This window comes from Laceyella tengchongensis (genome assembly GCF_900182735.1).
Classification (GTDB): Bacteria; Bacillota; Bacilli; order Thermoactinomycetales; family Thermoactinomycetaceae; genus Laceyella; species Laceyella tengchongensis.
The window spans coordinates 143,606-161,970 of record NZ_FXTU01000003.1 but is presented as its reverse complement, the minus strand read 5'-3'; the positions used below and the strand labels follow the sequence as shown (position 1 = coordinate 161,970).

The 18,365-nt window shown below is 47.5% G+C and carries 17 protein-coding genes; 9 read left to right on the top strand and 8 right to left on the bottom strand.

Annotation, left to right across the window (positions count from 1 at the left end):
* Positions 1–176: 176 nt before the first annotated feature.
* On the top strand, positions 177–1,280 hold the full coding sequence (locus tag QQZ12_RS07810; RefSeq protein WP_284724222.1) for an NAD(P)H-dependent flavin oxidoreductase: 1,104 nt from the start codon (positions 177–179) through the stop codon (positions 1,278–1,280).
* An 84-nt stretch (positions 1,281–1,364) separates the two neighbouring features.
* Here QQZ12_RS07810 and QQZ12_RS07805 read toward each other — a convergent pair whose 3' ends face one another.
* The 3 genes from QQZ12_RS07805 to QQZ12_RS07795 form a co-directional block, all read right to left on the bottom strand.
* Positions 1,365–2,408, bottom strand: a complete 1,044-nt coding sequence (locus QQZ12_RS07805) for a tyrosine-type recombinase/integrase (RefSeq protein ID WP_102992454.1) — start codon at positions 2,406–2,408, stop codon at positions 1,365–1,367.
* Positions 2,409–2,958: 550 nt separating this feature from the next.
* A complete protein-coding gene (locus QQZ12_RS07800; RefSeq protein ID WP_284724221.1) occupies positions 2,959–3,114 on the bottom strand; it encodes a GNAT family N-acetyltransferase in 156 nt (51 codons plus the stop codon).
* Between the two features lie 32 nt (positions 3,115–3,146).
* On the bottom strand, positions 3,147–3,518 hold the full coding sequence (locus QQZ12_RS07795) for a hypothetical protein (protein ID WP_284724220.1): 372 nt from the start codon (positions 3,516–3,518) through the stop codon (positions 3,147–3,149).
* 169 nt (positions 3,519–3,687) lie between these two features.
* Between QQZ12_RS07795 and QQZ12_RS07790 the strand changes: the two genes are divergently transcribed.
* The 4 genes from QQZ12_RS07790 (at position 3,688) to QQZ12_RS07775 (ending at position 6,202) form a co-directional block, all read left to right on the top strand.
* Positions 3,688–4,233 (top strand): hypothetical protein, encoded by a 546-nt coding sequence (locus QQZ12_RS07790; protein ID WP_284724219.1) that lies wholly within the window; start codon positions 3,688–3,690, stop codon positions 4,231–4,233.
* A 225-nt stretch (positions 4,234–4,458) separates the two neighbouring features.
* Positions 4,459–5,004, top strand: coding sequence for a S1 RNA-binding domain-containing protein (locus QQZ12_RS07785; RefSeq protein WP_284724218.1), 546 nt, complete (start codon positions 4,459–4,461; stop codon positions 5,002–5,004).
* Between the two features lie 52 nt (positions 5,005–5,056).
* Positions 5,057–5,245, top strand: coding sequence for a hypothetical protein (locus QQZ12_RS07780; RefSeq protein WP_022738269.1), 189 nt, complete (start codon positions 5,057–5,059; stop codon positions 5,243–5,245).
* Positions 5,246–5,341: 96 nt separating this feature from the next.
* Entirely contained in the window at positions 5,342–6,202 is an 861-nt protein-coding gene (locus tag QQZ12_RS07775) for an AraC family transcriptional regulator (protein ID WP_284724217.1), read from the top strand.
* Positions 6,203–6,269: 67 nt separating this feature from the next.
* Here QQZ12_RS07775 and QQZ12_RS07770 read toward each other — a convergent pair whose 3' ends face one another.
* Positions 6,270–7,637, bottom strand: coding sequence for a M28 family peptidase (locus QQZ12_RS07770; RefSeq protein WP_284724216.1), 1,368 nt, complete (start codon positions 7,635–7,637; stop codon positions 6,270–6,272).
* A 147-nt stretch (positions 7,638–7,784) separates the two neighbouring features.
* Positions 7,785–8,084 carry a hypothetical protein gene (locus QQZ12_RS07765; RefSeq protein ID WP_284724215.1) on the bottom strand — a complete coding sequence of 100 codons (300 nt, stop codon included), beginning with the start codon at positions 8,082–8,084 and terminating at the stop codon, positions 7,785–7,787.
* A 156-nt stretch (positions 8,085–8,240) separates the two neighbouring features.
* On the opposite strand from QQZ12_RS07765, the gene QQZ12_RS07760 reads away from it, so the two are divergent.
* The 3 genes from QQZ12_RS07760 (at position 8,241) to QQZ12_RS07750 (ending at position 11,028) form a co-directional block, all read left to right on the top strand.
* Positions 8,241–10,100 carry a Xaa-Pro dipeptidyl-peptidase gene (locus QQZ12_RS07760; RefSeq protein WP_284724214.1) on the top strand — a complete coding sequence of 620 codons (1,860 nt, stop codon included), beginning with the start codon at positions 8,241–8,243 and terminating at the stop codon, positions 10,098–10,100.
* Positions 10,101–10,170: 70 nt separating this feature from the next.
* Positions 10,171–10,326, top strand: coding sequence for a hypothetical protein (locus tag QQZ12_RS07755; protein WP_170176049.1), 156 nt, complete (start codon positions 10,171–10,173; stop codon positions 10,324–10,326).
* A gap of 126 nt (positions 10,327–10,452) precedes the next feature.
* Positions 10,453–11,028, top strand: a complete 576-nt coding sequence (locus QQZ12_RS07750; protein WP_284724213.1) for a DUF2087 domain-containing protein — start codon at positions 10,453–10,455, stop codon at positions 11,026–11,028.
* Between the two features lie 62 nt (positions 11,029–11,090).
* Here QQZ12_RS07750 and QQZ12_RS07745 read toward each other — a convergent pair whose 3' ends face one another.
* From QQZ12_RS07745 to gltC, 3 genes are all read right to left on the bottom strand, one after another.
* Positions 11,091–11,267, bottom strand: a complete 177-nt coding sequence (locus tag QQZ12_RS07745; RefSeq protein WP_022738237.1) for a hypothetical protein — start codon at positions 11,265–11,267, stop codon at positions 11,091–11,093.
* Positions 11,268–11,372: 105 nt separating this feature from the next.
* Positions 11,373–12,518, bottom strand: coding sequence for a nucleotide disphospho-sugar-binding domain-containing protein (locus QQZ12_RS07740; protein WP_284724212.1), 1,146 nt, complete (start codon positions 12,516–12,518; stop codon positions 11,373–11,375).
* A 184-nt stretch (positions 12,519–12,702) separates the two neighbouring features.
* Positions 12,703–13,608, bottom strand: a complete 906-nt coding sequence (gene gltC, locus QQZ12_RS07735) for a glutamate biosynthesis transcriptional regulator GltC (protein ID WP_284724211.1) — start codon at positions 13,606–13,608, stop codon at positions 12,703–12,705.
* Positions 13,609–13,769: 161 nt separating this feature from the next.
* Between gltC and gltB the strand changes: the two genes are divergently transcribed.
* Positions 13,770–18,362, top strand: a complete 4,593-nt coding sequence (gltB, locus tag QQZ12_RS07730) for a glutamate synthase large subunit (RefSeq protein WP_284724210.1) — start codon at positions 13,770–13,772, stop codon at positions 18,360–18,362.
* The last annotated feature ends 3 nt before the right edge of the window (positions 18,363–18,365 follow it).

The window sequence follows — 18,365 nt, the reverse complement described above, 5'->3', positions numbered from 1 at the left end:
ATGTGTCTTAGTATAGCATGCTATGGCGACGGTGTGAAGGGGAAAACTGATTCTTTACAATCCTTTTAATGCATATTCACTGTAACAGCAGAGCATGGCTGGGTGGAATAGAAAAATCAACATAGCGATGGTCTGTTACAATATGGTTAGAATGAGGCAAAGAAAGGGGCATGATCATGCATCAATGCACAACGCTGTTGTCTGCTATCTCCATTCAGCATCCGATTATCCAAGCACCAATGGCCGGAGGAGTGACGACCCCCGAATTGGTGGCAGCCGTGTCAAATGCCGGTGGGCTCGGGTCATTAGGCGTCGGATATTTGTCCCCATCGAAACTGCGCGCGGAGATTAAGCAGATCCGCAGGCTGACATCGAAACCCTTCGCCGTCAACCTCTTTATCCCCGAACAGCCAACGCGTGTAGATGAAAAAAGCTTAACGGAACTCGTCGGCCAGCTCAAGCCGATTTGTGATGAATTGGGGATAGATGCGGAACAACTGACGATCGATTATCAGGACCAATTTGACGAGCAATTTGCCGTCGTCGTGGAAGAGCGGGTTCCTGTCTTCAGTTTCACTTTTGGCCTATTGCCTTCCGAAAAGATGGAACAATGCAAAAAAGCAGGCATCTTTGTCATGGGCACTGCTACTACGGTACATGAAGCTATGCAATTGGAACGGCTCGGCGTCAACGCCGTTGTGGCACAGGGGAGTGAAGCCGGTGGGCACCGAGGTACATTTGCCCACGCTTATCACGAGGCCATGATTGGCACCATGGCATTGGTTCCACAGGTGGCCGATCACGTCAGGGTGCCAGTTATTGCCGCTGGTGGGATTATGGATGCCAGAGGAATCGCTGCCAGCTTTGCTTTGGGGGCTTCTGCCGTACAGATGGGAACGGCGTTTATCCCATGCGAAGAGAGCGGGGCCCATCCATTATATAAACAAGCGCTTATCGCGTCGTCGGAAGATCGCGTTGCTGTGACTACATCAATTACTGGGAAAGCAGTGCGCGGCTTGCGTAACAAGCTAATGGATTTAACCGAACAGTTGCCTGAGACGTTGCCGTATCCATTACAGCATGTTTTGACACAACACATCCGCAAAGCAGCAGCAGAGCAATTACGGCCAGAGTGGATGTCGATGTGGGCGGGGCAAGGCATCCGATTGGCAAGACAACAGAGTGCCCAGGAACTGGTAAAACGATTAACCCAGGAAACAGACAGTATAATTAAAATGTTAAAACTACAAGGAATAAACAAATTAAATAAACAAAAATAACAAACTGCAATCTACCTCAGATCGGTTTGCGATATAAACAGGAATAAATTGGAATGAGATGTCTCTGTAAAGAGACATCCTTATTTACATCAATTCATCCAGGCGATCCAATTCTTCATCCTTTTGATCATTGACAACGTGTGTGTAAATCTGCGTTGTGTTGATGGAGGAATGGCCCAAAATTTCTTGCACCACGCGGATATTGGCGCCGTTGGAGAGCAAGAGGGTAGCCAGTGTGTGACGCAATTTATGTGGCGAAATGTTTTTCGCTTTGGGAGGCAAATCCGCTTCTTTCACATATTTGTTGATGATTTTATTGATAGAGACGCGACTGATTCGACCGCCGTTCCGATTTAAAAACAATGCCGATTCATATCCTGGTGCCGGGGTAGGCCGTACTGCCATGTAATCCTTGAGGGCGGTGGTGGCGGTGTTGTTCAGTTTTAGCATTCGCTCTTTGTTCCCCTTACCCAAAACAACGATGCGAACGGTCCCTTTCTGTTCTTGAATGCTGGTTGTATCGAGGCGCACTAATTCAGATACGCGCAACCCAGTATTAAGAAAAATGAGGAGGATGGCCAGATCCCGATACCGTAACCAGCTCAAGCGCTTGTAGTTTCTCATATCGAAGAAGTCATGGACGCTGTGAACCAAACGCATGGCTTCATCATGCGTTAAAAAAACAGGAACGCGCTGTTTGTTGCGGGCGCGTAATGTCACATCCTCAAACTCAGTCATGGGGTTGCGATCTAGTGCTCCGCATTTAACCAAATACCGAAACAGGGATTGGAGCGAAGCCCGTTTGCGATTTTTGCCCGCATGCGAATTCTCCCGCACCTGTACCGTTTCTACAAGTCTCCCATTGATCTTCCTGGTTACTTTGCGCTCATACCCATGTTCGATATAACGAAAGAAGCGCTTGATCGTACGACCGGTCACATCTTCAAGCTCGTGCCCATGTTCTTCCAAATAATCAAAAAACAGTTTAAAGTCATATACATACGCCGCGACTGTTTCGATGGAGCGGTCGGCGCTGATCATTTCCAATATGTACTCTTGGACGTCTTCAGGAAGTTCCATGGCTAAGCGATTGATATTTTCTGGTAATTTGCGTGATAAGTATTTCATCGTTGCTTCACTCCGGTATGAATTATGATAAAAAATAGGTTAGTATATTTGGAAAAGAAGTCAAAAATGAAAAATCAGGGAGACCCATGGGATTCAGACGAAAAATAAAAGGCCTTTTTGATCGCTGTTGGTTTACAAAATTGAACGAACCACTGAAAGCCTTGGCATTCTTGGGTTTTCTGCTTCCCTCTGATTAATTTTTCGTGTGGTTTTGGGGCGTGACGAAGGGAAGCGAAAAAAACCTCATGAAAAACATCACTCCTTTATTCTTCTTGTCAAGTGATCGACCTTGCGATAGCGACAAAGGCAAGGTGGATGTAATCCGATTTTTCACTGTGCAAGGGAAAACGACTTGCAATGACGATGCCACAACAGGGTTAGTAACCCTGGCAGATGGTTAAAGAAGCCATTTTTCCGTCATATAGGTTAACGAAACGATTCTTTCGTTAACCAACTACTATTATAGTAAAATCGAAGCAGAAGATCATTGGTTTTCTTGTTGAATTCACAATAAATATATAAAACGAATCGTTTGTCAATATTTTGTAGATCAGAGAGAGAATTCCATCCGTTGCAATTTGGAAACCAATCGGTACCCCAAAGATTCATACAGGCGAATGGCGGGGACATTGTCATCAAACACGCCATAAAAAGGAAGGTTGTTTAACTCATCTTCAGTAAATGCCATGGCGTCAATTTCTTTCATCCTTGATTTAACCAAACCAAAATGGTGGGGTTCTATACGCACGCCCCTGTGATCCACAGGGGCGAGTCGGAACCAAGCTGCGATGAGAAGATGGGCGCATCTTTTTCTGGAACGAAGGTACTCCCGACGTCTCCATCGGGAAGATTTAGTTCTTCCTTGAGATAAGTCAGCAGGGAGCGGATACAAACCTCTTCCGAAAATAACACATACGAAAAAGCATGAAACGGCAATCCATACAGATAGGCCAGCACGCCCAGTAAGCGGCCATCTGATGAGAATTGGCCGTAATGGACTGTTTGTTGCCGTCTGACCGTGAGATAAGTGAAGTATAGCAGATTACTTTCTTTATCGATCTTCGTCAATAATTCATCCAGCTCTTTCGGTTGTAAACGTCTATGATACATACACTCATTCTCCTTTCAGCATGATTATGACACAGATTGTCGAAATCGCAATCATCGCTTACGATAGAGAGGCAGTTCTCTTGATCAGGAGGTTGGACAGTTGATATTAAAATTCAGGGTTTGGCACATTCCGCTGCACATACTTCTCTTTGCAGGATTGTTTTTTGGGATGCACCAATGGCAGGAAATAAGGCAATATAAAAAGGGGGCTTTGTATTTCTCTGGAGACGTAATCGGCTATATCTTTTTATTTGCGCTAGCCAGCGTGGCACTGTTATTTTCCCTCTATTGGAACCGGCGTACACGGATGTTTTGGCTGATCGTCGGCATCCCCATATTGTTGTTTGCGGGCTTCAAGTATTATCAAAATTTCGATTATGGCACACGGGTGGACCACCAAAAAATCACTGTGAACGACCAAGATTACGCATGGTCCGACATCAAGTTGGTGACTGTGGATTGGACCGGCAAAGCCTCCGCGAGAAACCTGTATTTTGAATACACCCTCACCTTCAAAGATGGATCGTCTATCGATCTGTTGAGCGAGGAGTTCGATGCCGCGAAAATCAACATGATTCACGAAAAAGTCCTCCAATCTGAGATCCCAGTCGTTGTACGAACTCCGCTCAATGAGAAGGTGATCAAGCGGATTGAACGGTCTTACAGTAAGGAAGAGGCCGATTTGCTTAAACGCCTTTTCACCGTTGACAAATGAAGCTATGCAGGATAAAATGCAAACACAAAAGATCAAGGCACGCCTTGATCTTTTTTAAAACAATCGAATGGTAGAAAAGTCTCGGAACTGCCAATTTCCGAAACATCACTCTTTTATTCATATTCAAACAGAAAATGTCATATGTAATATTTTCTATTAGACTGATACAGATTAAACAACATGATATAATCGATTAAATAACTACTATCGGAGTGAACAATATTCATGAGTATTGATCAGAACATCTTGAATCATCTGTATAAGTCTCAAAAAAAAGAACTCCCGTATCAACCCGGGGACAGAGTGCAGGTCCGCATCACTAAGTTGGTTGATTACGGCGCGTTCGCAGTGACAAAAGACGAGCACCTGGCCTCTGGCTTGATTCACATCTCACAAATTCCTGAACACTTAGAATTACATACCCAGCAAATAATTGAAGCCGAAATTCGCCAAGTCAAAGAAGATAATAAGCTGGAGCTCAGTCTGGCGCATCATGACAAAAAGGAAAACCCCTTTCAAGTATTGGACAGCATCAAAGCTCCCTTACCCAAGCAACAACCACCTGCGGATGAGATTCAGGAAATCATCCAGTATCTTTCCAAAGAATTCGGTTTAGTGTCGGAAGAGTCCAAACAAAAAGTGGAAGCGATGGTGCGGAAGATGGGCGTGTTTCATTTTACCATGGCCATGATGAAGGCCTTGCCCACATTTAAGCGGGACCTGGTGCATCATTTTCTTAAGGAGATGGAACAAAGGGGGAATCATCTTTGACCCGGTTCGTTTTCACTTCACCCGCCATCTGCGGGAACGGGTAGAGGAAAGATTGAGGAAAAAGCTTTCTGGCCATGACATCCACCAATTGATTCGAGAGAGCCAGGTCATATTGCAGACAGCAGACCATCTGTACCTTTATCATCCGGGCGAGAACATCCGTTTTCCGTGCATCAAAGACGGCGACCAGTGGGTAATCAAATCCGTCATGATCCATGGAATGTGGATGGAAGCAAAATAAATGATCAAAGCAATCAAAAGCCGTGCATTCTCGTGCAATGAATGCACGGCTTTTGATTTGTTGTACGCTTATACTTGCTTTCAAAGGGGGATAAAAATGGATTGGGTTAATAAGATGAACGATGCGATTACTTATATTGAAGATCACATCACAGAAGATATTTCTTACTCAGAAGTAGCCAGAGTTGCCTGTTGTTCCACTTATCACTTCCAACGCATGTTTTCATACATCACGGATGTGCCCCTGTCAGAGTACATACGTCGCCGACGCTTGACCTTGGCAGCATTTGAATTGCAGAACAGTCGCATCAAAGTGATCGATTTGGCGCTTAAATACAACTATGATTCGCCGGAAGCGTTTACCCGCGCATTTCATGCCCTACATGGCCTAACTCCAACTGAGGCGAGAAAAGCCGGAACGAAATTGAAAGCATACCCCCGTATTTCCTTCCAACTGACCATCAAAGGAGTGACTGAGTTGAATTACAGGATCGAAACGCTAAGCGGATTTTCAATCGTAGGAATTCGCGAACGCATCCGTACCCAAGACGCTTTTCACACTGTGCCTCAGATATGGGCTGGTGCAACAGAGCAAGGTCTTTTGACAAAACTGTGGGAAATGCGTATGAACGATCATGCATTGCAAGGGATATTGGGCGTTTGCGCTGATGGTGACTTTGGCGAGAATGAAGAGTTTGACTATATTATGGCTGTCGTCTCCGATCAAACTCCGCCGAAAGGGATGACCTCCTTGAATTATCCGCCAACCATGTGGGCTGTCTTTGACATGGACGGGCCACCGGAAAGATTGCAAGAAATCTGGAAGCGTTTGTACACCGAATGGGTTCCGACTTCAGCATATGAACTGGCTCATTTGCCGGCAATCGAATGCTATCTTCCAAGAGAGGCACATCGCAATGAGCTTTGGGTTCCTATCATGAAGAAAGGGGATCAATGATCGTATTCATGCTCATTGAAGAACGCAAAAAAGGCTTCTGTCCAATTGGAGGACAGAAGCCTTTTCATCACTTCGTTGCGGGAAATTCATGTTTCAATCCACGAATTTCCTTCATACCATGGGCCGGCTTGCCTACCGGTTGTTTTGGTTTGCCAGCGATCTCTTTGATGAGATTGACCACGAGCGTGCCAGATTTCTTCAGCATATCTTTTTGGATTTTGTCCAATGTATCCTCATCGCTGTGATAATAGGGATCTTCAGATACATGAACGAAAGCGACGGGAATGCCGGCATCTTCAAAAGGAGCATGGTCACTTCTGGTTGAATATCCGCGTTCATACGGCAAGTTGAGTTCATCCGCCAGTTTTGCAGCGTGATCAGCTACAAAGGACTTGGCATCAGGGGAAGCCGTGAGAATGTTAAAGGTGTCTCCAACGCCAACCATATCCATGTTGACCATGCCGACAATGTTTGCTTTGTCTTTGTCTTGCAGAGATTGAACATAATACTCCGAACCAACCAACCCGGCTTCTTCCGCACCAAACGCAATGAATTTCACATTCATGTTAAGCTTTTTATGAGAAAGAGCACGGGCCACTTCCAACATGGTGCTGGTGCCGGAGGCGTTATCGTTTGCGGCTGGAGTGTCTACCCCGTCATAATGGGCGCCCAGAATCAATGTTTTTTTGGTGGAAGCCTTTTTGGAGGCTTTCAGCGTGCCGATCACATTTTGTGAGTAGGTATCCAAGATTTCTGTTTTCACTTTCATGGTGACAGACACACGCTTCCCGGCAGCGATCAACTCTTGCAATTGTTTTCCGTCCACATCTGACAGTCCGATAGCGGGAATATCTGTTTCTTGACCGAGTGTACCGTTTAAAGCACCAGATACATTGTTATACAAGATTGCGCCAATCGCTCCGGCTTTTGCAGCATTTTGTACTTTCTCGTAGAAGGTTAAGTCTCCGCGTTGAATCAAAGCGATTTTCCCTTTGACATCAACTCCGGCAAAATCTTCCGGCTTGCCTAAACCAGCGTAAGCTACTTCAGCGCTAAGACCTTGTTCAGGCGTACTCGGGGAGTAAGTGAAAGTTTTGGCTTCGATGGTTTTATTTTCAGGGGAAAGCAAGGTCAATTCTTGCCCATGGCTAATAAACGTTTTGAACGGGAATTTTTGTATTTTTACATCTAATCCCAATTCGCGAAAACGTTTGGCAATTGCTGCCGCAGTTCGATGTTCCCCTTCCGTTCCGGCGACGCGGGCATTGTCACGGTTGGACATCCACGCGATGTCGCGATATATGCGATCTCCAGATATGTTTTGTTGTTTAGCCTTGGCAGGAACAGAAGCTTGTGGAAGGGTGAAAGCAGTCCCAAATACAACCACAGAGGAAAGCAAGAGGGACATCCCTACTTTGAATGTTTTTATTTTCATTCAATATCACCTTTTATTTTTTATTAACTGTATTCTATCAATATTTATAAAACCCTCTTTTCGTTATATATTTTCAAATATTAAGAATAAAAAATAAAAAGCGAGCGCACAACAAATGTTTGCGCTCGCTTTCCAGTTAGTGAACCATCAACCCACAATCGTCACATCGCGCGCGGAGACGACCATGCGCTGGGGCGCATTGCCGCGACAGGAAATCAACGTAGCATCCCCATAAGGATTCACATCAGCAACATAGACGCGGAGGGGAGTGACCGACACTCCACGAATAACAACATTCACAATTTGACCAACATACATGCGCAATGTTTCCGGGGCGACTCGAAAGGGGGAGCGGGGTGGGAATTGTTTCACATACCCATCATCGTCAGCATAGACGAATTCATCATCGGCTTCCGAGTAATACGGATCATAATCATCATAGTACATCGTTGGGACTCACTCCTTTTATCCGTGAACCTAGTTCATGATATTCAACACCCCAACCATTTGCGCAATGTTGATTGCCTATAATGACAAGGATGGGTGTTTGTCTATGCAGAACTATTTATGATGAAATAAGTTTATTTGTAAAGGGAGATTGTTATGTCATTAAAAACAGGTCGAATCATTGCACTCGCAAGTTGCATCGTAGTCTGCACTGTCTTTTCCAGCTCTGTTCCCACTCACGCGTCAGAATCTGAAATGCTGGTTCGCGATGGAGCGACCCAGCCCATTTATTCCTATGAGAACGCCATCCGCGAAAAAGGGTATGTGGAGGCTCCGATGGACAGCGATCACGACAGCGAGCCTGACCGCATAGCAATCCAAATCATGCGGCCTAACACGGACAAAAAAGTACCCGTCATTTATGAAATCAGTCCCTATCGGTCGGGACTTAATGATGTTCCCAACCACAATGTAGATGTTGAATTGCGCCCTGCAAAAGGCAAGCCCATGGCTGAGCTGAACCAAACGCAGCCGTTTTCTGGTTATTATGATAACTATTTCGTTCCGCGCGGTTATGCTGTCATTTTAGCGGAAAGTGCCGGAACGGGTCTGTCGGGAGGCTGTCCGACATCGGGTGCTCGCAACGAGACCATCGGCGCCAAAGCGGTGATCGATTGGCTAAATGGGCGAGCCAAAGCGTTTGACGAAAGTGGAAAACCGATGGTCGCTGACTGGACCACCGGCAATGTCGGAATGATTGGCGTTTCATATAATGGAACCTTGCCCAATGCCGTTGCCACCACCGATGTGAAAGGGCTAAAAACGATCGTTCCCATCGCTGCCATCAGCAGTTGGTATGATTATTATCGGGCCAACGGCGCCGTGGTAGCACCAGGCGGTTATCAAGGTGAAGACGCCGATGTGTTGGCAAAAGCCGTCTTGACCAGGAAAAACCCCGCCGTCTGCCAGGAAATCATTTCATCTTTGGAGCGATTGCAAGATCGGGTGACCGGTGATATGAATACTTTTTGGCATGAACGGGATTATGTTAAACATGCCAGTAGAGTGAAGGCCAGTGTATTTGTGGTGCATGGCTTGAACGACTGGAACGTAAAAACCAAACAATTTGCCAGATGGTGGGACGCTTTGGCCCAGCACAAGGTTCCGCGAAAAATTTGGTTGCATCAAGGCGGGCATCTCAATCCGTTCAGTTTTCAACAACAAGCGTGGTTATCTACCTTGCACCGTTGGTTTGATTATTGGTTGTATGAGATTCCCAATGGGATCATGAAGGAGCCGATGGCCAGGATCGAACGCGCTCCGGGCAGTTGGGAACAACATGCCACTTGGCCTGACAAAAAAGCCGAAAAGGTGCGGATGCCGCTTGGGGCGGGCGGAAAATTAGGGAAGCAAAGCCACGGCCAACCCAAGCGCTTGGAAACCCTGATCGACGATCCCAAACGTACAGCCGAACAACTGGTCTCCAATCCGGAATCGCCATCCCCCAACCGCTTAGCTTATTTGGGAGCTCCATTACAAAAAGACATCCGTATCAGCGGAACACCCAAAATCCGAATTCGCGCCAGCATCGATCGGCCTGTCGCCAATCTTACCGCATTGTTGGTGGATTATGGGACGGACACCCGGGTAGACTACCAAAAAGGATTAGTGCGGACAGATCAGCGCATCTGCTACGGTCAAGGAGTTCCGGGAGATGATGGATGCGCCTACCTATATCAACATCAGACCCATGTCTCTTCATTTGAAATTGTAACCCGCGGCTGGTTAGATCCGCAGAACCGCATCTCTGACAGCAAAGCAAAACCGGTAATCCCCGGAAAAGAATACACCTTTGAGTGGGATTTGCAAGCTGACGACTATGTGTTCAAAAAAGGCCACCGCATCGGCATCGTGTTAGTGTCAAGCGATTATGACTTTACCATTCGGCCCACGGGCGGGACGAAGATCACGATTGACCCTGCAAAAAGCCAACTCATTCTGCCTGTGGTGAAGTGAAGAAGCAGTACCCGCGGATATAGCGAAAACACACCGGGCATCCTACCTCCAAAAAGGAGGGAAGGCAACCATGTCCAAAAAGCAAGCGAAAGACAATAATGGGCAACGGAAAGTAAAAGTGAGCGGTGGCGAAGGGCGCAATGGCCGGTTGAGCCAGTTTAAAAATCATACACAACCGGGTGACCCTTACGCTCGCGATTATATGTCCCGTTCGGATGAGACCTGAACCGAATAAAAACAGGCCTGCGGATTCGCTGGCCTGTTTTTATTTGCAAACGGCGACTTGCAAGAGTAATCTAATTCGATTAACATCTAATTAGATATTTATTAAATTAGATGGAGATGAAAACATTTGCAACTTGACCGCTTGGTTCAATTTCACAAGACATTAGCTGATCCCACCCGGATTCGCATTCTATCTTTATTGGCCCAAGGCCCTCTTCATGGGCAAGCGCTGGCTGGGAAATTGGGGTTAACCCCGTCGACGATTACCCATCATGTACAAAAATTGCGCGAAGTTGGATTGGTATTTGAAAGAAGGAACAAAAACACACTGTATTTACATTTGGATGCCAAAGCATTGCAGCAAAAGTCGCAGGCGATTACCAAGTGGGTGAACACATTCGACAAAAAGGAGAGAGGGGAATTGGAGCAAAACCGATGGGAAGTCATTCGGAATTTCTTCACTGCCGATGGAAAGCTGACACAGCTTCCAGCAAAACATAAGAAGAAACTGATCGTATTGGAATATCTCATCAAAGACTTGAAAGTCGGTGTGAAATATCCAGAAAACGAACTGAATGAATACATTAAAAAGTTTCACGACGATTATGCGACGATTCGGGGTGAATTGATCATCAATCATTTCATGTATCGGGAAAATGGCATTTACGAATTGAATCCGCCTGACATGTGGAAATCGTTTTAGTGGAAATGATTGAGCCTTATGGTTATCTCGGGGAGCCATCGTCACTCAGCAAAGAATCCGGATTATTCATCCGGATTCTCCAGTTCTTCAATCAGCTCTTCAAAATCGGCGATGAGGTTGCTCAAGGTGTATGATTTATCATGATTCATGGCATCCAACCGATCAGCTGCGCGGTGGAGGATCTGATTGGCTTGCTTCAAGTCCTGAATGGACAGATCCAAATGATAACGTTTGTCCACGGGAAAACACCTCCTATGCATAGTATTTGAAAAGAGCCTATGTATCAATATACCATAACTTTCCTAAACACAACCCCCATGACTTTAGGGCCATGGGGGTTGTGTTTATTTATAGGATTTGACGTACTCTTGCAGGAGAGTGGCCGCCCGGGCTGTCCCTCCCGCCGCCAATAATTCTTTTTTCATTTGGGCTAGGTTTTGTTTGATAGAAGGTTCAGTGTGCGCGAAAGCAACAGCTTCCCGCAATGTTTCCACTGACACGTCAGAAGGTGAGAGTGTTGTACCCAGTCCCAGTTTTTTGATGCGTTCGGCTACCAAAGGTTGATCGGAGCTTTGCGGAATCACAATAGGAGGTACCTCATACCATAATGACTCCATGGTGGAGTTCATGCCACCGTGCGTGATAAACACTTGGGACTGTTTTAGTACCTCCAATTGCGGGACAAAGTTACGGATGATGAAGTTATCTGGCGTTGGTTCCAATGAATCAATGTTCGTTCCCGGACCGACGTTCATGATCACTTGCCATTCGGTATCAGCAAATGCTTCCATGCATGTGAGATAAAATGAGGTATTGGAAAGAATGGAGCCTAAAGAGATGTACATGATGGGGCGATCAGGATCCAAAGTGGTGTCTAAGCCGGGTTGGTTTGGTCGCTCGGTGATCTGTGGACCAACAAATGCGAAGTTACTACCGAGCGTTTCGTGATCTGGTTGGAACACTTTAGGAATCATGACAAGATTGAGACCATCATTGGCACAAAAAATCTCGTGCAATTTTGCCATGACCACCTCATCGTTTATGATGCGGGCTCTCTGCTTCATGATCACCGACTCTTCTGTCATCGCAAAGCTACTGAAATAGGCGACCGAGGGAGTTTGGAGGTTTTTCAGCAGTTCTTTGGCCCAAACGCACATATGATCATACACGATCAGGTCTGCTTCTTCTCTGACGAGAGGCTCAAGCAGTTCATGTGCCTGCTCTTTTTGTGATTGAAGAATTTGCAAGGACAGCTTCATAAACTTGTCCGGGTCTTTAATCATGAAAATGCCATGTTCCTTGACAATATGCGCCAGACTAAATTTTTCAGGAATCGGTTGATATCCCGCGCCAATGGCTTCCACGGCATTCCGGAAATCGGGCGTTGTAAAAAAAATCGTGCGCTCACCGCGACGCACCAACTCTTTGGCTATGGCCAGACTGGGATTCATATGCCCATGGGCAGGTTGGATTAAAAAAAGAACTTTCATCCGACACACCTTCTTATCAGTGGGATTTGACACCAAAAAGCCAATAAATACCGTTGCCCTACACGATTAGATTATATGACCCGGTTGGTGGATTCAATGAATATCTACTGAACATTCCGTATCCAAAAATGAAACACCCGCATTCTCCGCTTGCCGAAAAGCTGAGCGGAGAATGCGGGTCCAGCTAGAGACTAAACTGGTTTAACATGCTGAAGAACTCACCGATAAAGTCATAAAACAATTGTTCGGAAGGAGGCAATTTGCGCTTTTTGGGAATGATTACGCCCACAGTCCGGGCTAATTCCGGTTCGCTGATAGGGATTTTGACAGTGTCGCGCGGAGTGCTGTCGATCAAAGTTACTTCCGGCAACAGCGTCACTCCGAGACCGGTTGCGACCAATCCTTTGATGGCATCAATGTCTTCCCCCTCGAAGGCCACTTTGGGCTGAAACCCCATTTGATGGCAAGCGTTGGCCACCAATTGGTACAACACAAAACCTTTGGGAAACAAGACGAACGACTCATCTTTGAGCTGGCTCAGTCGCAGAGCAGGATTGTCGGCAAGCGGATGGCGGGATGGCAACAACGCAACAATCTTGTCAGAAAAAAATATATGGCCTTCTACTTCTTTTACATCCGTGGGCACTGGGGCGATAAAGGCGATATCTACTTCACCGTTGATAACGGAGTCGATGAGATGATGATACGCGCCTTGCTTGAGTTGAAACCCGATGTTGGGATATTTAGCCCGAAACGCGGAGATGACCGTAGGCAGGATATAGGCAGCCAAACTACTCGGAAACCCCAGGCGGATAGAACCTTTGGCCGGATCTAGATATTCTTCGATTTCTTGTTTGGCTTTATCTATCTCTCGCAAAGCCTTTTGCGCGTGGGTGAGGAAAATCTTACCCAAAGGCGTCAATCTCACGTTTCGCCCTTCCCGAGTGAAAAGGGCAACCCCCAATTCCGACTCCAGATTGGCGATTTGCCGGCTGACCGCTGACTGCGCCACATGAAGGGCATGTGCGGCCTCAGTCACATGCTCGCGTTTGGCGACTTCAATGAAATATTGAATTTGTCTTAATTCCATCCCAGCCCCTCCCCTTTTTTATCCATCTCAATATGCGATCAATTTAATCGGAAATATATATTGTTAATATAATTATACAAATATAAAATGACAATACATCTTAACGTGATATTTCCTAACAAGCGCGTCAAAAACAAATCTTCACAAGGGAGTGAAGAATGATGAGTCATAATCATACAGTGTTGCCAAGAAAACAAGGGCTTTATGACCCCGCATTCGAACATGACGCTTGCGGCATCGGATTTGTGGCCAATCTGAAAGCGAAAGCCTCCCATGATATTGTTAAAAAAGGATTGCACATCCTATGCCAGCTGACCCACCGCGGCGGGGAAAATCACGCAACGGGAGACGGATCGGGAATCATGGTGCAAATCCCGCACCAATTCTTAAAGAACCAATGCGCTAAGATCGGCATCTCGTTACCAGAGGCAGGGCAATATGGAGTCGGCATGTTGTTTTTGCCCCATGATCCGTCACTTCGCGCCGCGTATGAAGAGAAATTAGAGCGAATCGCGATGGCGGAAGGGCAAACCTTGCTAGGATGGAGAACGGTACCGGTAAATCATCAGAACATTGGAGAAACGGCTCGAAAAACACAACCGGTGATACGTCAAGTCTTTATCGCAAACAGCCAAGGATTGGACCCATTGGCTTTTGAACGGAAACTTTATGTGATTCGCAAGCGAATGGAGCGGGAAGCGGGAGAAGATTTTTATGCAGCTACGCTGTCCAGCCGCACCCTCGTATATAAAGGGTTGTTGACCCCTTCGCAGTTGGGTGAATTTTACCCCGATTTGCAGGACCCTCTATTTGCATCCGCCTTTTCGATGGTGCACAACCGCTTTAGCACCAACACATTTCCGAGTTGGAAACGGGCACACCCCAACCGCTACTTGTTGCACAATGGTGAAATCAATACCTTGCGCGGGAATGTGAATTGGATGCTCGCCAGGGAAAAGATGTTTCAATCGGATGTCTTCGGGCAGGATTTGGACAAGATTTTCCCCGTATTGGACATGGAGGGTACTGATTCGTCGATTTTGGACAATTGCTTTGAATTCATGACCTTATCCGGGCGGTCTTTGGCCCACACCGCAATGATGATGATCCCCGAACCTTGGGAACATGATGGGCAAATGAGCGAAGCGCGGCGTTCATTTTACGCTTACCACAGTTGCCTGATGGAGCCGTGGGACGGACCCACCGCCATCGCTTTCACGGATGGTACCCACATCGGCGCCCTATTGGATCGCAACGGACTCCGTCCGGCGAGATATTACGTCACTTCGGATGATCTGGTGATCTTCTCTTCTGAAGTCGGCGTAGTGGACGTGCCTGAAGAGAAAGTGGTGCGCAAAGCCCGTTTGCAACCAGGGCGCATGTTGTTGGTGAGTTTAGATGAGGGGCGCATCATTGATGATGAAGAATTGAAAGAGCAAATCGCTGCGGAAGCACCATATGGTGAGTGGTTGCGTCAGCATATGATCGAGTTGAACGACCTGCCGGGGCAATCGGAAGTCAAAGAGCTTGCTACAGAAGAACTTGTGCGGTTGCAAAAAGCTTTTGGTTATACCTATGAGGAGATAACTAAAAATTTGGCGCCCATGGTGACGGAAGGAAAAGACCCCGTTGGCGCGATGGGGAGCGATACTCCGCTTGCGGTCCTGTCTGATCGGCCGCAACTATTGTACAACTATTTTAAACAATCTTTCGCCCAGGTCACCAATCCGCCCATTGACGCCATTCGTGAACAATGCGTTACATCCACGACAACGCTACTTGGGGCGGAAGGTAACCTGCTGAAACCTGCACCGACTCATTGTCGCCGTATCCGACTGTCTACCCCCATCCTTGCCGATGAAGAATTGGGTAGGGTGGCCGGCAACACTCATCCGGCATTTAAAACAGCCTCCCTGTCGATGTTGTTTCCCGTATCCAGACAGCATGAGTTGGCGGATGTATTGGATGAATTATTTAACCATGCGGATGCAGCGATCGATGAAGGGGCTACCTTGCTAATCCTGACAGATCGTGGAGTGAATGAAGAATATGCGGCCATTCCGGCATTGCTGGCCGTCAGCGGTTTGCATCATCATTTGGTGCGCAGAGGAACGAGAACCAAAGTAAGCTTGCTTGTTGAATCGGCAGAACCGCGCGATGTGCATCAGTTGGCTATGCTGCTCGGATATGGAGCGGACGCGATCAACCCGTACCTCGCCATTGCCACTTACAATCAGATGATCCAGGATGGCGCGTTGCCTGGAATCACCCATGCGGAAGCAGTGCGTCGCTATATTACGACAGCGACGGAAGGCATCGTGAAAGTGATGTCCAAAATGGGTATTTCCACCATCCAAAGTTATCGCGGGGCACAGATTTTTGAGGCGATCGGCATTGGCAAAGAGGTGATTGACACTTACTTCACCCGTACTTCTTCACAAATCGGCGGGATTCAACTAGATGTGATCGCGCAAGAAACCGTCATGCGCCACGCTCAAGCATTCGATCCGCATGGTGAAACATCGTTGGAAGCGGGAAGCGAATTACAATGGCGCCGCAATGGGGAACCCCATGCCTACAATCCGCTGACGATCCACACCCTACAACAAGCGTGCCGCCGCAATGACTATGCTTTGTTTAAGAAATTCACGAAAATGGCCAACGATGAACATTTACTCTTCCTACGGAGTTTATTTGCATTCAAACCAAACCGGCCATCTATTCCGATTGAAGAAGTAGAACCAGTCGAATCGATTGTGCGTCGCTTCAAGACCGGAGCCATGTCATACGGTGCCTTGAGCCAAGAGGCGCATGAGGCGTTGGCTATCGCGATGAATCGTCTCGGAGGCAAAAGCAACAGCGGAGAGGGAGGCGAAGACCCTCGCCGGTATCAAGTGGATGCCAATGGCGATTCACGGCGCAGCGCGATCAAACAAGTGGCCTCAGGGCGTTTTGGAGTGAATAGCCATTATTTGGTCAACGCAGATGAGATACAAATCAAGATGGCGCAAGGGGCCAAACCAGGCGAAGGCGGACAATTGCCAGGCAACAAGGTGTACCCATGGATCGCGGAAGTGCGCGGTTCCACTGTAGGAGTAGGGCTGATTTCACCCCCACCACATCATGACATTTACTCTATCGAGGACCTGGCGCAATTGATCCATGATCTCAAAAACGCCAACCCCCAAGCGCGGATCAGCGTCAAATTGGTTTCCAAAGCAGGGGTAGGTACCATCGCCGCAGGGGTGGCCAAAGGACTGGCAGACGTGATTGTGATCAGTGGGCATGACGGAGGAACCGGAGCTTCTCCCCGCACCAGCATCAAACACGCGGGGATGCCATGGGAGTTGGGCTTGGCGGAAGCACACCAAACGTTGCAATTGAACCAACTGCGTGATCGTGTTGTGCTGGAAACGGACGGAAAGATGCTGACAGGCCGAGATGTGGTGATGGCTGCCCTTTTGGGAGCCGAAGAATACGGTTTTGCTACAGCTCCTCTCGTGGTACTCGGTTGCGTGATGATGAGGGTATGCCACTTAGATACCTGTCCGGTGGGGGTTGCGACACAGAATCCGGAGCTGCGCCGGAAATTCATGGGTGATCCTGAGCATGTGGTAAACTACCTGCGCTTTGTCGCGCAAGAAGTGAGAGAGATCATGGCGGAGTTGGGTTTCCGCACAGTGGAAGAAATGGTTGGGCGCACAGATGTGTTGACGGTGAGCGACCGGGCCAAATCACATTGGAAAGCCAAACACTTGGATTTGTCGCCAATCTTCTATCAACCACAACCCGTAATGGAGAGCAGCGCGGAAGGATCGACCCCAGCCGTACAAGATCATCATTTGGAAAAAACACTTGATTGCCAACAACTGCTTCCCTTGTGTCAACCGGCTTTGGAACATAGGACGCCAGTGAAGGGAGAATTTACGGTTAACAACAATCACCGGGTAATAGGAACCATTTTGGGCAGTGAAGTGACTAAGCGTTATGGTGAACAAGGGTTGCCTGAAGACACGATCCACCTGTCATTCAAGGGGTCGGCAGGACAGAGCTTTGGCGCGTTTATCCCCAAAGGGATCACTCTAAATATTCAAGGCGATGCCAACGATTATGTCGGCAAAGGGTTGTCTGGTGGCAAAATCATCGTGAAAACACCATCCTCATCTCCATTCAACGCGCATGAGAACATCATCATTGGTAACGTCGCTTTCTACGGCGCCTCCTCTGGTGAAGCATATATCAATGGGATGGCGGGCGAACGTTTCTGCGTACGCAACAGTGGGGTGCATGCTGTTGTCGAAGGCATCGGAGATCATGGTTGCGAATACATGACCGGAGGCCGGGTCGTTGTTTTGGGATCAGTCGGGAAAAACTTCGCCGCGGGCATGTCTGGCGGAATCGCTTATGTCCTCGCCGAAGAGATGGAACGGTTCTACGCCCATTGCAACCAAGAAATGGTCTTGTTGGAACGTTTGGTTGACAAGGAAGAAATCGAGCAAGTGCGGGAAATGATCGCCAAGCATGTGCGTTACACTCATAGCCGCCGCGGTCAATCTGTACTGGCGGAGTGGGAAAAGCATGTGCCGAAGTTTATCAAAGTGATCCCCCGCGATTACAAGGCGATGAAGGAAGCCATCGAAACATTGAAACAAACCGGTTTATCTTTGTCCGAAGCGAAGGTGACAGCGTTTAACCAGCTGAAGAAACAGCGCGATCAACAAGCGAAAAACCATGTGCTGGTCACGACAGGATAGGAG

What these genes read in the sequence shown, in the direction of transcription:
- QQZ12_RS07810 (WP_284724222.1), top strand. Translation starts at nt 177, where the DNA reads ATGCATCAATGCACAACGCTGTTGTCTGCTATCTCCATTCAGCATCCG.
- QQZ12_RS07805 (WP_102992454.1), bottom strand. Translation starts at nt 2,408, where the DNA reads ATGAAATACTTATCACGCAAATTACCAGAAAATATCAATCGCTTAGCC.
- QQZ12_RS07800 (WP_284724221.1), bottom strand. Translation starts at nt 3,114, where the DNA reads ATGAAAGAAATTGACGCCATGGCATTTACTGAAGATGAGTTAAACAAC.
- QQZ12_RS07795 (WP_284724220.1), bottom strand. Translation starts at nt 3,518, where the DNA reads ATGTATCATAGACGTTTACAACCGAAAGAGCTGGATGAATTATTGACG.
- QQZ12_RS07790 (WP_284724219.1), top strand. Translation starts at nt 3,688, where the DNA reads ATGCACCAATGGCAGGAAATAAGGCAATATAAAAAGGGGGCTTTGTAT.
- QQZ12_RS07785 (WP_284724218.1), top strand. Translation starts at nt 4,459, where the DNA reads ATGAGTATTGATCAGAACATCTTGAATCATCTGTATAAGTCTCAAAAA.
- QQZ12_RS07775 (WP_284724217.1), top strand. Translation starts at nt 5,342, where the DNA reads ATGGATTGGGTTAATAAGATGAACGATGCGATTACTTATATTGAAGAT.
- QQZ12_RS07770 (WP_284724216.1), bottom strand. Translation starts at nt 7,637, where the DNA reads ATGAAAATAAAAACATTCAAAGTAGGGATGTCCCTCTTGCTTTCCTCT.
- QQZ12_RS07765 (WP_284724215.1), bottom strand. Translation starts at nt 8,084, where the DNA reads ATGTACTATGATGATTATGATCCGTATTACTCGGAAGCCGATGATGAA.
- QQZ12_RS07760 (WP_284724214.1), top strand. Translation starts at nt 8,241, where the DNA reads ATGTCATTAAAAACAGGTCGAATCATTGCACTCGCAAGTTGCATCGTA.
- QQZ12_RS07755 (WP_170176049.1), top strand. Translation starts at nt 10,171, where the DNA reads ATGTCCAAAAAGCAAGCGAAAGACAATAATGGGCAACGGAAAGTAAAA.
- QQZ12_RS07740 (WP_284724212.1), bottom strand. Translation starts at nt 12,518, where the DNA reads ATGAAAGTTCTTTTTTTAATCCAACCTGCCCATGGGCATATGAATCCC.
- gltC (WP_284724211.1), bottom strand. Translation starts at nt 13,608, where the DNA reads ATGGAATTAAGACAAATTCAATATTTCATTGAAGTCGCCAAACGCGAG.
- gltB (WP_284724210.1), top strand. Translation starts at nt 13,770, where the DNA reads ATGAGTCATAATCATACAGTGTTGCCAAGAAAACAAGGGCTTTATGAC.